The sequence below is a fragment of the Xanthobacter sediminis genome (assembly GCF_043195015.1).
Taxonomy (GTDB): Bacteria; Pseudomonadota; Alphaproteobacteria; order Rhizobiales; family Xanthobacteraceae; genus Xanthobacter.
On sequence record NZ_JBAFWH010000013.1, the window covers coordinates 43,683 to 57,184 of the forward strand.

General features: G+C 72.6%; 15 protein-coding genes. 9 read left to right on the top strand and 6 right to left on the bottom strand.

What is annotated here, in order from left to right; genetic code table 11:
- Positions 1-115: 115 nt before the first annotated feature.
- The 5 genes from V5F61_RS16525 (at position 116) to lpxK (ending at position 4,453) form a co-directional block, all read left to right on the top strand.
- Complete coding sequence (locus V5F61_RS16525) at positions 116-982, top strand: 3'(2'),5'-bisphosphate nucleotidase CysQ (RefSeq protein WP_393989838.1); 867 nt, start codon at positions 116-118, stop codon at positions 980-982.
- Between the two features lie 19 nt (positions 983-1,001).
- Positions 1,002-1,247 carry a DUF4170 domain-containing protein gene (locus V5F61_RS16530; RefSeq protein ID WP_393989837.1) on the top strand — a complete coding sequence of 82 codons (246 nt, stop codon included), beginning with the start codon at positions 1,002-1,004 and terminating at the stop codon, positions 1,245-1,247.
- A gap of 169 nt (positions 1,248-1,416) precedes the next feature.
- Complete coding sequence (locus V5F61_RS16535; protein WP_393989836.1) at positions 1,417-2,133, top strand: lysophospholipid acyltransferase family protein; 717 nt, start codon at positions 1,417-1,419, stop codon at positions 2,131-2,133.
- Positions 2,130-3,428 carry a 3-deoxy-D-manno-octulosonic acid transferase gene (locus tag V5F61_RS16540; protein ID WP_393989835.1) on the top strand — a complete coding sequence of 433 codons (1,299 nt, stop codon included), beginning with the start codon at positions 2,130-2,132 and terminating at the stop codon, positions 3,426-3,428. Before V5F61_RS16535 ends, V5F61_RS16540 begins: the two co-directional genes overlap by 4 nt.
- On the top strand, positions 3,425-4,453 hold the full coding sequence (gene lpxK / locus V5F61_RS16545; RefSeq protein WP_393989834.1) for a tetraacyldisaccharide 4'-kinase: 1,029 nt from the start codon (positions 3,425-3,427) through the stop codon (positions 4,451-4,453). The genes V5F61_RS16540 and lpxK overlap by 4 nt, the downstream gene beginning before the upstream one ends.
- A gap of 658 nt (positions 4,454-5,111) precedes the next feature.
- Here lpxK and V5F61_RS16550 read toward each other — a convergent pair.
- Together V5F61_RS16550 and xseA are read right to left on the bottom strand one after the other, a co-directional pair.
- Entirely contained in the window at positions 5,112-5,339 is a 228-nt protein-coding gene (locus V5F61_RS16550; protein ID WP_393989833.1) for a DUF2093 domain-containing protein, read from the bottom strand.
- A gap of 113 nt (positions 5,340-5,452) precedes the next feature.
- Positions 5,453-7,072, bottom strand: coding sequence for an exodeoxyribonuclease VII large subunit (gene xseA, locus V5F61_RS16555; protein WP_393989832.1), 1,620 nt, complete (start codon positions 7,070-7,072; stop codon positions 5,453-5,455).
- Between the two features lie 162 nt (positions 7,073-7,234).
- On the opposite strand from xseA, the gene purD reads away from it, so the two are divergent.
- The 4 genes from purD to V5F61_RS16575 all read left to right on the top strand — a co-directional run bounded on the left by purD (position 7,235) and on the right by V5F61_RS16575 (position 10,277).
- Positions 7,235-8,497: a phosphoribosylamine--glycine ligase gene (gene purD / locus V5F61_RS16560; RefSeq protein ID WP_393989831.1), complete on the top strand. Its 1,263-nt coding sequence runs from the start codon at positions 7,235-7,237 to the stop codon at positions 8,495-8,497.
- Positions 8,498-8,509: 12 nt separating this feature from the next.
- The gene (locus V5F61_RS16565; protein WP_393989830.1) at positions 8,510-8,950 is read left to right on the top strand and encodes an acyl-CoA thioesterase; all 441 of its coding nucleotides are present in this window, start codon (positions 8,510-8,512) and stop codon (positions 8,948-8,950) included.
- 101 nt (positions 8,951-9,051) lie between these two features.
- A complete protein-coding gene (locus V5F61_RS16570; protein WP_393989829.1) occupies positions 9,052-9,630 on the top strand; it encodes a DUF1214 domain-containing protein in 579 nt (192 codons plus the stop codon).
- Positions 9,627-10,277, top strand: coding sequence for a DUF1254 domain-containing protein (locus tag V5F61_RS16575; protein WP_393989828.1), 651 nt, complete (start codon positions 9,627-9,629; stop codon positions 10,275-10,277). Before V5F61_RS16570 ends, V5F61_RS16575 begins: the two co-directional genes overlap by 4 nt.
- Positions 10,278-10,426: 149 nt before the next feature.
- Here V5F61_RS16575 and V5F61_RS16580 read toward each other — a convergent pair whose 3' ends face one another.
- The 4 genes from V5F61_RS16580 to V5F61_RS16595 form a co-directional block, all read right to left on the bottom strand.
- A complete protein-coding gene (locus tag V5F61_RS16580; protein WP_393989827.1) occupies positions 10,427-10,669 on the bottom strand; it encodes a hypothetical protein in 243 nt (80 codons plus the stop codon).
- A 191-nt stretch (positions 10,670-10,860) separates the two neighbouring features.
- Positions 10,861-11,205 carry a DUF1491 family protein gene (locus V5F61_RS16585; RefSeq protein ID WP_393989826.1) on the bottom strand — a complete coding sequence of 115 codons (345 nt, stop codon included), beginning with the start codon at positions 11,203-11,205 and terminating at the stop codon, positions 10,861-10,863.
- A 3-nt stretch (positions 11,206-11,208) separates the two neighbouring features.
- Complete coding sequence (locus V5F61_RS16590; RefSeq protein ID WP_393989825.1) at positions 11,209-11,958, bottom strand: peptidoglycan-binding domain-containing protein; 750 nt, start codon at positions 11,956-11,958, stop codon at positions 11,209-11,211.
- The gene (locus V5F61_RS16595; protein WP_393989824.1) at positions 11,955-13,436 is read right to left on the bottom strand and encodes a sensor histidine kinase; all 1,482 of its coding nucleotides are present in this window, start codon (positions 13,434-13,436) and stop codon (positions 11,955-11,957) included. The genes V5F61_RS16590 and V5F61_RS16595 overlap by 4 nt, the downstream gene beginning before the upstream one ends.
- Between the last annotated feature and the right edge of the window lie 66 nt (positions 13,437-13,502).

The following is a 13,502-nucleotide window of genomic DNA, read 5'->3' on the forward strand; positions in this document are numbered from 1 at the left end:
CAATGAATTATTTTGTGTTTTCACCTCCCAAACCCTGCATCTGCCCGCTTTTCAGGCTCTTAGAAGACGGAAGGCGCATTGCCTTCCGCTCAGCCTGCTCCTATGTGGCGAGGCCATGAGCGTCGAGCCAGTCAGCGCCGCCGCCGGCGAGGGGAACGCCCTGCGCCCGGACGACGAAACCCTCGCCCGCCACCTGACGGACGTGGTGGCGGAGGCGGGCGAGCTTGCGCGCTCCATGTTCGCCGCCGGGGTGAAGTCCTGGAGCAAGGGCAACAATTCCCCGGTGACCGAGGCCGACATCGCCGTCGACCGGTTCCTGCACAGCCACCTCACCTCCCTCGCGCCCGATTGCGCCTGGCTTTCGGAAGAGACCGCCGACGACGCGGCCCGCCTCTCGGCCCGCCGGGTGTGGGTGGTGGACCCCATCGACGGCACCCGCGGCTACATGCATGGCGCGCCCGATTGGGCGGTTTCGGTGGCGCTGGTGGAGGACGGGCGCCCGCGCCTCGCCGCTTTGTTCGCACCGGTGCTGGACGAGATGTTCATCGCCATGCGTGGCGCCGGCGCGCGACGCAACGGCGCGCCCATCACCGCAACGACCCGCGCCACGCTGGAGGGGGCCCGTGCCGCCGGCCCGGTGGATGCGCTCGACCTCATCGCCCGCGCTGCCGCCATCACCCGCCTGCCGCGCGGCCACTCGCTGGCGCTGCGGCTTGCCCGCGTGGCCACCGACGAGGTGGACATCGCCCTCTCCCGCGCCAACAGCCACGACTGGGACCTCGCCGCAGCGGACCTTCTGGTGGAGGAAGCCGGCGGGCGCCTCACCACGCTGGACGCCGCGCCCCTCGCCTACAATCGCGCGGTGCCGCGCCATCCGCCGCTGGTGTGCGCCGGCCGCGCGCTGCACCCGGCCGCGCTGGCCGCCGCCAACGGCCTTCCCCCTTCCACCGTCCCACCCGGGACGCCCCACCCCCGACCGTGACCCTCTTTCCGGACACGCCATGACCAGCTCCAGCAAGCAACTGCCCCACCTCGTCTTCGGCGGCGAGCTCGCCGCCCTCGACGGCACCGAGTTCAAGGACCTCTCCAAGCTCGACATCGTCGGCATCTTCCCCGACTACGCGAGCGCGGCGGCGGCCTGGAAGGCGAAGTCCCAGCAGAATGTGGACAACGCCATGATGCGCTATTTCGTGGTCCACCTGCACCGCCTCCTGGACCCGGAGACCGGCAAGGCCCTGGGCGCCTGAGCCAGCGCGCAAAAAGGCGCGCCTGACCTTGCGGCACCGCCGCATGGGGCGCGCCGGAAGAGGCAGATCCGCTCCCGCCGTTTGACTGGAGCCGCAGAGAGGCTATGGATGGCGCCGTGCGCGGCTGTCCATGGCCGCGTGCCTCTCACCACAGCGAGCAAAAAGAACAATGTGGCGGCGACTGAGGACCAACCGCGCGTTCCAACTCGCGGCGGGGACGACCTTTGCTTCCTATTTCAAGTTGGTGGCGCACACCACGCGGTTCGTCATCGAGCCGCCCGATGTCTTCGAGACCATCGACGCGCGCCTGCCGGCCATCCTGACCTTCTGGCACGGCCAGCATTTCCTGACGCCGTTCGCGCGCAAGCCGCACCACCAGGCGAAGGTGCTGATCTCCCGTCACGCCGACGCGGAAATCAACGCCATCGCGGCCGAGAAGCTCGGGGTGGGCACCATCCGCGGCTCGGGCGCCACCTCGCGCAACGACTTCCACCGCAAGGGCGCGGTTTCCGCGACCTATGAGATGCTCGCCACGCTGGAAGCGGGCGTCACCGTCGCCATGACTGCCGACGTCCCCAAGATCGCCCGCCGCGTGGGGCTCGGCGTCGTTACTATTGCACGGTATTCGGGACGGCCTATCATCCCCGTCGCAATGGCCACCCAACATCGCATCACCCTCAAGAGCTGGGACCGCGCCAGCCTGAACCTGCCGTTCGGGCGCGGGGCGGCCGTGGTCGGGGAGCCGCTCTACGTGCCGCGCGAGGCCGACGAAGCCGCGCTCGCCGCCGCCCGCGACGAACTGCAGGCACGGCTGGAAGCTGTGACGAAGCGCGCCGAGGCGCTTGCGCGCGGGCGCGGCGAGGCCGCCCGGTCGAGGCTCGCATGAAGAGATCCCGCGCGTTGCCGGTGACGCTGCGGCTCTACCGGGGCGCCAGCTCCGCCGCCGCCCTGCTCACGCCGGCCTGGCTCGGCTATCGCGTCCGCAAGGGCAAGGAAGACCCCGGCCGCCTCGCCGAGCGGCGCGGCCATGCCAGCGCCGAGCGGCCGGAAGGCGCGCTCATCTGGGTGCACGGCGCCAGCGTGGGCGAGGTGACCTGCGTGCTGCCGCTGATCGAGAACCTGCGCGCGCGCGGCTATGAGGTGCTGCTCACCTCCGGCACCCTCACCTCCAGCAAGGTCGCCGCCCACCGCGCGCCCGAGGGCGTCATCCACCAGTTCTGCCCGCTCGATGCCGCCCCCTTCGTGCGGCGCTTCCTCGACCACTGGCGGCCGGACCTGGTGCTGCTCGCCGAATCCGAGCTGTGGCCCAACCTCCTCTCCGAGCTGAACCGGCGCGAGACGCCGGTGGTGCTGGTGAACGGGCGCCTGTCCACCCGCTCCGCCGAGCGCTGGGGCAAGCTGCCGCGGAGCGCGCAGGCGCTGCTCTCCCGGGTGGACCTGTGCCTTGCCCAGAGCGAGGACGACGCCCAGCGCTTCCGTGCGCTCGGCGCCGAGCGGGTGGAGGTGTGCGGCAACCTGAAGTTCGACGTGCCGCCGCCCGCCGCCGATCCGGCCGATTTCGCCGAGTTCACCCAGGCCATCGGCAACCGGCCTCTGCTGCTGGCAGCCTCCACCCATCCGGGCGAAGACCAGGTGGTGATGGAGGCGCACGCCATCCTTGCCGAACAAATCACCGACCTGCTCACCGTGATCGTGCCCCGCCATCCCGAGCGCGGGGGCGCCATCGTCGCCGCGGCCGAGGCGGCCGGCTGGGCCGCCGCCCAGCGCAGCCGCGACGAGCTGCCCGCCGCCGATGCCGACTTCTACGTGGCCGACACGGTGGGCGAGCTGGGCCTGTTCTACCGCCTGGCGCCGGTTTCGTTCGTCGGCGGCTCCCTGGTGCCCCGTGGCGGCCAGAACCCCATCGAGGCGGTGAAGCTCGGCAGCGTGGTGCTGCATGGGCCCCATGTGGACAATTTCACCGAGACCTACACCCACCTCGACGCCCAGTATGGCGCCCTGCCGGTGAGCGACGCGGCCACCCTCGCCCGCACCGCCTTCGTGCTGATGCGCGATCCCGACCTGCGTGCCCAGGCCGTGGCCCAGGGGCTGAAGACCATGGAAGCCCTTGGCGGCGCGCTGGAACACACCCTGCGCGCCATCGAGCCCTACCTCATCCACATCCGCCTGCAGCACCGATGACCGCCCGCGCTCCCGGCTTCTGGTGGCGGCCGCCGGGGCTCGCGGCGGGGCTGCTATCGCCCGTGGGCGCGGTCCTGGGCGCGGTCACCCTCGCCCGCATGGGCGGCCGGGGCGAGACGGTGCCGGTGCCGGTGCTCTGCATCGGCAACCCCACCGTGGGCGGCGCCGGCAAGACGCCGACAGCCCTGTGGTTCCTTGATCGCCTCGCGGCGGCGGGCATGCGGCCGTTCGCCCTGCTGCGCGGCCATGGCGGCTCCGCCGCCACCCCCCTCCTGGTCGATCCCGCGCGGCACGACGCCCGCCCCGTTGGCGACGAGGCGCTGCTGCTGGCCCGGCACGCGCCGACCATCGTCGCCGGCGGCGACCGGGCGGGTGGCGCGCGCCTCGCTGTGGCCTCCGGCGCGAGCCACATCGTGATGGACGACGGCTTCCAGAATCCGCGCCTCGCCAAGGATGCAAGCCTGCTGGTGGTGGACGCCGCGGTGGGCGTGGGCAACGGCGCGGTGCTGCCGGCCGGCCCCCTGCGCGCGCCGCTCGGGCCGCAGATCACGCGGGCGGATGCGGTGCTGCTGGTGGGCGAGGGGGACGCGGGCGAGGTCGTGGCAAGAGAGGCCGTGCGCCGGGGCCGGACCGTGCTGCGCGCCCGCCTCACGCCAGAGCCCTCAGCCGTGGCGGCCCTGCGTGGGCGCCCGCTCCACGCCTTCGCCGGCATCGGCCGGCCGGAGAAGTTCTTCTCGACCCTGGAACTGGAAGGGCTCGACCTGCGGGCCCGCGCCCCCTTCCCCGACCACCACCCCTTTCGCCGGGGCGAGATCGAAGCTCTCCTGCGGGACGCCGCGCGCGCCGGGGCGACGCTGGTGACCACCGCCAAGGACATGGCACGCCTCGGCACGCCCGAGCTTCGGGACCTGAGGACCGGCATCGCCGTGCTGCCGGTCACCCTGGCGCCGGAGGACCCGGAGGCGCTCGAAGAGCTGCTCCGGCGCGCCGAGGCTCGCGCCCGCGCGCGGACAGGGGCCGAATGAAGCGGAAGGGAGGAGCTCGCGTCCATGCGGGATGGAGGAGCTGGGGAAAATCACGCTACGCACCGGCCCCGGCCGCCGCGAAACGGTATCGCGAGGCATGAAGCCTCCCGTCTTCGGGGAAGCAGCGAGGCGGGCCCCGGGCAGGAGCGGAAAACGATGGGGATCTGACGGGCCCCGGCGCAGGCGCCGCTCCGGCCACGAACGCCCGGCCGCCATCCGGCAATGTCCCGCCCTCCGCCAGATCCAGATGGAGAGGGGTGCGCACCGCGTGACGCCCTGGCGTCGAACGGCGATCCGCCGCGAGGCGCGCTCATCCGCGCTGGAAGAACCCTGCGGGCACGGCTGAAACAGGCGTCCGCTGCGACGCCGCGGCCAGCACGCGAACGCCCGCATGTCGCGGGCGCCGCCAGTGCCAGACAGCCTCACCGGATGGCTGGCCAGACTCGCTGCCCCGGCTCGTCACGCGCGCGGGGCTCCCCATGCTGCAAAATCCGCGCGCGAGGCCCCGCACCATCAGCAGCGGCCGAGGGATACCGGTTCAGTTTTATTCAAATGCCGCAGCCTTTTGACCCATGAGACAGGGGCGCGGCTTTTGGCGCGACATGGCGCCGTATGCGCGGGTGCGACCCCGGCGCACAGGCCCGCCTGAAGTCCCCGCTCAAGGCACGGGGCGGCCGCGTTCCTGCATGCGGGTCAGCACGGCCTCGGGGCTGGCATAGGCCTCCTGCAGGTCCACGCTCCAATAGCGCAGGTCGTCGAGCGGAATGGCCTGGCCCGTCACCGCGCAGCGCACGAAGCTGCCGGGGCGCACGATGCGGAACTCCCCGTCGAGATAGCGCAGCTCCGCCTCGCCGATGGGTTCGGGGAAGCGTTCGAATCGGTTCATCACTTTGCGAAACGTCCTCAAGAGAGGACGAAAGCATAATGCGGCGCGCCCGCGCGCGAAAGAGGCCCACCCCGACGGCGGCTGCGGCTGGGAAGTCCGGCCCATGGTGCGCCTCAGTCGAACAGGGTCGGTCCCGGATCCGGCTTGCGCGGCCGGCGGGACGGGGCGCGGCGGGCGGAAGCATCCGGGGCCGAAGCCGCAGGCACCTCCGCGCGGGAGGCGCCGCCCACGGTTTCGGCGGCGACGCGTCCGTCCGCGAACTCGATCTCGATGCGCGCGGCGGGCCCGAGCCCGGCGGCGCGGCGCACCGCCTGCCCCTGCGCATCGCGCACCAGGGCAAAGCCGCGCTCCAGCACCCCGTGGTAGGACAGGGCACCGAGGAGCTGGGCAAGGCCGTCGAGCCGCCGCCCCTCTTCCCGCAACCGGCCCTCCACCGCGCGACGGGCGCGCAGGCCGAAGGCGGCCACCCATTCGGCCCGACGGGCATTCAGCTCCCGCTGGGCGCGCAGGTGGGCGCCGCGCGCCATGGCGAAGCCCTGCGCCGCGCCGCGCAGGCGCTCGCGCGCGTGCCGCAGCGCCGCCACGGACGCCCGCTCCAGCCGGCCGGAGAGATTCTCGACCCGCTCGCCCGCCCGCTCGAAGCGCCCCCGCAGGGTGAGCGGCGAGAGCCGGGCGCCGGCCTCCAGCAGCCGCAGGCGATGAGCTGCCGCATTGGCCTTGAGCGCGCGCGGCAGGCGATCTCCCACCGCATCGAGCCGCTGGCGGGGAATGGCGAACAGGTCCTCGGCCGTGGGCAGCAGGCGCGCGAGGGCCCGCAGGTCCGCCCGGCGGCGCTCCAGCATCCGCACCGGCGCGGCGGCGAGCCGGGCACCGAGGCCCTCCACCCCCGCCACGAGGTCGGATCGCACCGGCACCACCATCTCGGCGGCGGCGGTGGGGGTGGGCGCGCGCACGTCGGCGGCGAAATCGATGAGGGTCACGTCCGTTTCGTGGCCCACGGCGGAAACGAGGGGAATGGCGCTTTCCGCCGCCGCCCGCACCACCGCCTCCTCGGAGAAGCCGAGCAGGTCCTCCAGCGAGCCGCCGCCGCGCGCCACCACGATCACGTCGGGCCGCGGCACCGGCCCGCCCTCCGGCAGGGCATTGAAGCCGTGGATGGCGGCGGCCACCTCCGCGCCGGAGGTCTCGCCCTGCACCCGCACGGGCCACACCACCACCCGCCGGGGGAAGCGGTCCGCCAGCCGGTGCAGGATGTCGCGGATCACCGCGCCGGTAGGCGAGGTGACGACCCCGATCACCTGCGGCAGGAACGGCAGCTCCTGCTTGCGGGCGGGGTCGAACAGCCCCTCGGCCGCGAGCCGGCGCTTGCGCTCCTCCAGCATGGCCATGATGGCGCCGGCGCCGGCGAACTCCAGCGCCTCGATGACGATCTGGTAGCCGGACTTGCCGGGATAAGTGGTGAGCCGGCCGATGGCCACCACCTCCAGCCCCTCCTCCGGGCGCACGCGCAGGCGCTGGAAGGTGCCCTTCCAGATCACGGCATCGAGCCGGGCGCCGGCGTCCTTCAGCGAGAAATAGGCATGGCCGGAGGAATGCGGCCCGCGATAGCCTGAAATCTCGCCGCGCACCCGCACGTGGCCGTAGGCGTCCTCCACCGTGCGCCGGAGGGCGGCGGAGAGCTCGGACACGCTCCATTCGGGCGCGTTGCCGCGCGCTTCGGGGACATCGACCATCGAATCATTCAACCGGAAATACGGGTCGCGAGCATAGCCCGCCACGCCCCTATGCGGCGAGCGCAGAGCGGAGGGTCTTGTATGCGCGCGCCCGAGCCGATAGCCAAGGGCCCGAAGAACTGCCCCAACGACCAACAACAAGACGCAAGGCGTGGAGGATCGATGAACATCCTGCTGCTCGGTTCGGGAGGCCGCGAGCATGCGCTCGCCTGGAAGCTGGCGCAGAGCCGCGAGATCGGCCAGTTCTATGCCATGCCCGGCAATCCCGGCATCGCCGAGCACGCGGAGCTGATCGAGGGCATCCCGCTCTCCGCCCACGACACCCTCGTCGCCTGGTGCCGGGACCACGGCATCGAGTTCGTGGTGGTGGGCCCCGAGGCGCCGCTGGTGGCGGGCCTGGTGGATCGCCTCCAGGCCGCCGGCATCCCCGCCTTCGGCCCCACCGCCGCCGCCGCGCGGCTGGAGGGCTCCAAGCTCTTCACCAAGGAGCTTTGCAAGGCCAACGGCATTCCCACCGCCGCCTTCGCCCGCTTCGACAACGCCGCCGCCGCCGCCGCCTACGTGAAGGCGCAGGGCGCGCCCATCGTGGTGAAGGCCGATGGCCTCATGGCCGGCAAGGGCGTCGTGGTGGCCCTCACGGTGGACGACGCGGTGGACGCGGTGGAGCAGGTGTTCTCCGGCGGCGGCACCGAAGTGCTCGTCGAGGAGTTCATGGAGGGCGAGGAAGCGAGCCTGTTCGCCCTCGTGGACGGGGAAACGGTGGTGCCCTTCGGCAGCGCCCAGGACCACAAGCGCGCCTTCGACGGCGACCTCGGCCCCAACACCGGCGGCATGGGCGCCTATTCCCCCGCCCCGGTGCTCACCCCCGAGCTGGAGCGCCGTGCCATCGAGGAGATCATCCGCCCCACGGCCCGCGCCATGGCGGCGGCGGGCACGCCCTATCGCGGCGTGCTCTATGCCGGCCTCATGCTCACCAAGGACGGGCCGAAGCTGGTGGAATACAATTGCCGCTTCGGTGATCCCGAGTGCCAGGTGCTGATGCCCCGCCTCGCCAGCGACATCCTGGTGCTGCTGCACGCCACCGCCACCGGCCGCCTCGCGGAAGTGACCCCCACGTGGCGCGACGTCTCTGCCATGACCGTCGTCTATGCCAGCCGCGGCTATCCCGGCCCGCACCAGACCGGCAGCGTCATCTCCGGCCTCGACCGGGCGGCGGGAGACGACGTGCTGGTGTTCCAGGCGGGCACCCGGCGCAAGGGAGCGGACATCGTCTCCAACGGCGGGCGGGTGCTGAACGTCACGGCCACCGGCGCCACCCTGGCCGAAGCGCGGACGCACGCCTACGCCGCCATCGCGCGCATCGACTGGCCGGACGGCTTCTACCGTTCCGACATCGGCTGGCGCGCCCTGAACCCCAAGCCCTGAGCCGGAGCCCCCATGACCGTCGCGCCCCCGCCCGGGAAGGCTCCGCTGCCCACGCTCGACGACTTCCCCCTGAAGTCGTTCGACACCATCCGCTTCGGCGACACCGACAAGCAGGGCCACGTGAACAACGCGGTCTTCTCCAGTTACCTGGAGACCGGCCGCTCGCAGATGCTCATCGGCCCCGGCCACCGGGCGGCGCCGGAGGGCTTCTCCTTCGTGATCGTGCGCCTGGTGCTGGACTACCGAGCCGAGATCATCTGGCCGGGCACGGTGGATATCGGCACCCGCGTGTCCAGCCTCGGCCGCAGCTCGGCGGGCATCGTCCAGGGGCTGTTCCAGGACGGCAAGTGCGTCGCCACGGCCGACACCGTGCTGGTGCTGTTCGACCCGCTCGCCCGCCGCGCCGCGGAGCTGCCGCCGGAAAGCCGCGCCTTCCTGTCGCAATACATGTGAGGAGGCGGCCGCCGGGCGGCGCGCCCTTTGCCCCGCCGCGATTGTGCTCTACTTAAGGGCGTCGTGCCTCCTCCGGAAGGAGGCGTAGCCGGAACGGTGCCGTGCGCCTTTTGCCTCTCGCCTTCACCCTTCTCGTCGCCATCGTGCTCGGGCTGGGGGTGACCCTGTTCATGGTCACCCATTCGCGCGGCCTGGACATGGTCGAGGCCGGGCCCTGGAGGGGCTGGCCGCGCTCCGGCACCGTGAAGGCCGACCCCTATGCCCGCGCCGCCGTCGCCCGCTCCGGCGAGCTGCCGCTGGAGTTGGCGGATGGCCTCATCTTCCTCGCCACCACCGACGACAAGGGCCAGCCCATCGACGGGCGCTGCGAGACCCGCATCACCGGCCGGCTGCCCCAGGCGCGGCTGTGGACCCTCTCTCTGATGGACGAGGAAGGCCGCTTCATTCCCAACGATGCGGAACGCTACGGCCTCACCAGCGCCGAGGCGCTCTACAATGCCGACGGCACGCTGGAGGTGCGCCTTTCCCCCCGCGCGCGGCCGGGCAACTGGCTGCCCACGGGCGCGCGCGGACGGCTGCAGGTGGCGCTCCGGCTCTATGACGCGCCGTTCTCCTTCGCGTCGGGCGCGGGGGATGCTACCACCGTGCTGCCGCATATCGCGCAGGAGGCCTGCCCGTGAGCCTGTTCGATACCTTCAGCCTGCGCCTGCCCCCGCGCGGCCCGGCGGGCCGGCGCAACCGCGGCTGGCTCGCCCGTCAGCTGGCGCGCGTCAACTGGCTGTGGCCGGCGGGGCTGCTGCTGCCCATCGCCATGGCGCTGGTGCTGGCGGGCATCGCGCACATCGTGTCCATCCTCGCCATGCCGTCGCTGGCGGAAAACAACGCCTTCGCGCGCCTGTCCGAGATCGCCGACAGCAATGAGATGAAACTGCTGGCGGATCCCTCGCCCAGCGCGGCGGCTCTGCCCATGCAGGACCCGGCCTTCATCTCTGCCGTGTGCCTCTACGATCTCAACGACAAGCCGCTGAAGGTGCGGGTGCCGGCCACGGCAGATTATACCTCCGTGTCCTTCTATACGGACCAGGGGCTCGCCTTCTACGCTCTCTCCGACCAGGCCGCGGGCAAGGTGATCGAGCTCGACCTCATGAACGCCGACCAGAAAGCCGCCCTGCCCGAGGACGAGGAAATCACGGCGGCGGACCGGCTGGTGATCGAATCGCCCTCCGAGGAAGGCATCGTGCTGGTGCGGGCCCATGTGCCCCAGCGCGGCATGCGCGAGATGGTGCGCCGGCAGCTCGAAGCCGCGAGCTGCGCCCCGGCCGGCTAATGCCTCCGCGGGGGATGCCTCCCGGCGTGATGTCTCTGCGGAATGATCCTATGCCGACAGGCGCCGCGCCCGCGCGGCCGCGCCATGCGTCGCTCTCGGCCCCGTTCATGCACGCAGCCGCCCGTCCGTGCCGGCACGCCGGCGACGTCTCAGTGGCGGCGGCCGGCCGGTCCCGCCCCGCGCGGCGCGCGAGTGGAGCGGACGAGATCGAGGCATACCGGTACGCCGGCTCCCGCCGGCCGTGGCGCATTGCCGGGAACATCGGCGTGGCGCTCAATCCGCACCACCGGCAGGATGACGATCTTCGGTCCGGAGAGTTCTTCCCTTCGGCCTACGGTGGCGGCCCGCGCCGCCATGTCCCGCGCCGAGGGAAACGCTATGACAGTGCTCATGCCCCTGGTCCTCCAGTGCGACAGCCATGACCACAACGTCGATCGCGCCCTTATGGTTTCACGAAGCTTAACGGCTCGTTAACAATCCCCCTGCGGCGGCTCCGTCGAAGATCCGGACGCATGGCTCGCAGGCATGAATCAGCCTGCAGACGCCAGCCGGAGCCGCATAGCGATCAAGGACGAAAGCGTCCTCACGGCGTCATGAGATCCAGGAAATGGCGGCCCTGGCGGTCCTCGATCTCCACCAGCCAGAGATCCGGGTCGAAACGAATCTCTTTGACCATGCGCGCGTCGGCCTCCGCCTCGGGGCTGCCGGGCGGCACCAGCACGCGGAACAGGCGATCGGCGGGCATGGCCTCGTCGAAGGCGGTCTGGGGCGCGGGCCCGTAGAGGGCGGCGGTGCCGTCCATGGGCGTGACCTTCACGAATACCGCGCCCGCCTCCTCGACGCCGCGCCGCGCGATCACGCCGAACGCGCCCTCCACCTGGGCACGCCGCAGCAAGGCGGAAACGAAGATGCCGCTCTTGAGACGCATGGCTCAGTTGATCGCAAGGCCGGAGATGAGGCTGAGCTCGCGCACCAGGGCCTCGCTCACCTCGCCGTCCACAGGCAGCCGTCGGTCGCGCTCGAAACGTCGGATGGTCTCGCGCGTCTCCAGGCTCAGCGCGCCGGTGGCCTTGAGCGGGCCGTAGCCGAGCTTCGAGAGCGCGCGCTGCACGGCCGCCACCCGCGCCGAGGCGGGCACATCCGCCGGCGGGCGGATGGCATCGGCGGAGCCGGGCACCGTCATGGGGCCGGTGGCGGCGAGCGGGCCAACCTTCAGCGGCGGGCGCAGGCTCGAGACCGGCCGCGGCGCGGCGATGGCACCGGCCGCTGCCTCGTCCGCGCTCACGGGCTTGAGCTGGGTGGTCATTCCGGTGACGGAAGTCTTGGAGGCGAGGTAGCCCAGCGCGCCGTTGGTCTCGCCGCCGGCACCGCGGGGGCCGGGGTTCGCCTGCGGCAGCGGTGCCGAGAGGGGGATGGAGGTGCTGTGCACCGCCTTGCCCTTGTCGCCACCAGCGGCGGCACCGGCCACACCCGGCGCCGTGAGGGCGGCATGCTGCGGCGGCGCCTGCATCAGCAGGGCGTTCGCCGCCACGGCACCGCCGGCCGCCACCACCACCGCCGCCACCAGGACATCGAGTACCCGCAGCCGGTTGCCGCCGCGCGGCGGCGGCGCCGCGAACAGCCCGGAGGCGGCGCCGAGGGAAGGAGCGGCGGAAAGCGCCGGCGCGGTATCGAGCTTCATGCCATCCTCCTGGCGCGGGACTCGGCGGCGCGGCGCACGGGGAAGGCGGCGACCACCTCCCCCTCCCGCCCCTCGCCGCGCGCGGGGTCTTGGGCCGCGGCGCCGGCGGGCGCGAGCGGCAGTGTCACGGTGACGGTGGTGCCCCGTCCGGGCGCGCTGTCCACCCGGAAGGTGCCGTCATGCAGCTTCACGAGCCCCTTCACCACCGCGAGGCCAAGGCCGCTGCCGCGGGCGCGCTGCGCCACCTCGCCGGTCTGGAAGAAGGGCTCGCCCAGGCGGGCCACGTCCTCCGGCCGCATGCCGGGTCCGGTGTCGCGCACGCGGAGCGACAGGCGCCCCTCGCGGCGGCGGGCGGTGAGCTGCACCCGCCCGCCCTCGGGCGTGAACTTCACGGCGTTGGACAGGAGATTGAGCACGATCTGCCGCAGCGCGCGGCGGTCGGCGCGCACCTGCGGCAGCGCCGGGGCCACCAGGGTGCGCACTGCCACGCTCTTGCGCGCGGCGTCGAGACCCACCATCTCGCCGCAACCGGCCACCAGCTCGGCCATGTCGATGGACTCCGGCTCCAGCGCATAGGCGCCGGCCTCGACACGTGAGAGGTCGAGGATGTCGTTGACGAGCCCCAGCAGATGCTGGCCGCTCTCGTGGATGATGCGCGCGTATTCCGCCTTGCGCGCCTCGTCGAGGGGCGCGCCGGTGTCGGTCGCCAGCAGCTCGGAGAAGCCGAGGATGGCGTTGAGGGGCGTGCGCAGCTCGTGGCTCATGGCGGCGAGGAAGCGGCTCTTGGCGGCGTTCGCCTCCTCCGCGTCGGCGCGGGCGCGGGCCTCCTCCTCCACCTTCTGGGAGGAAACCTTCATCTCCCGCCAGATGAGCCGCGCCCGGCCCTCGGGGGCCGGCAGGCAGCGCAGCTCCAGCGGCAGGAAGGCGCTGCCGGCGGCCTCGGCCGCGCAGCACAGGCGCACATCGCAGGCCACGGGCCGGCGCTCCTGCGCCGCCACCCGCACCGCGGACATGAAGGCCGGCCGGTCCGCCACCAGAACCCGCCCGAACAGGCCCGGCCCCTTCAGCGCCTCGCGCGGGGTGTGGGCGAATGCGCCGCTCTGGCTTTCCACGCGCACCAGGTCGCCCTGGGCATCGTGCAGGCTCACCAGCACCGCGCCGGCGTTGAGCTCGGCCGCGGAAACGCCGCGCGCGGCGCGCGCCACGCCCGCCGCCATGGCCGCGAGCGCCCCGCACAGGAGCCCCGCCGCCAGCAGGGAGAGGGCATCGCCCGGCTCGCCCGCGAACAAGCCCGCGGTCTGGGCGACGAGCACGACGCCCGCGCTCGCCAGCGCCACGGTCCCGAGCACGCCCAGCACCACCGCCATCACCCGCCCGAGCACCGCAAGGCGCGGCAGGCCCTCGGCCTCGGCCTGCGACGCGGCGGCAGGCGCGAAAGCGATATCGCCAAACCCCTCGAAACCGCGTGGCCGCACCATGTTCCTCTCAACCGCCGGCAGGGGAGCGAACGGCCCCCCGTTGTGTCGTGGAATGGACGCACTCTG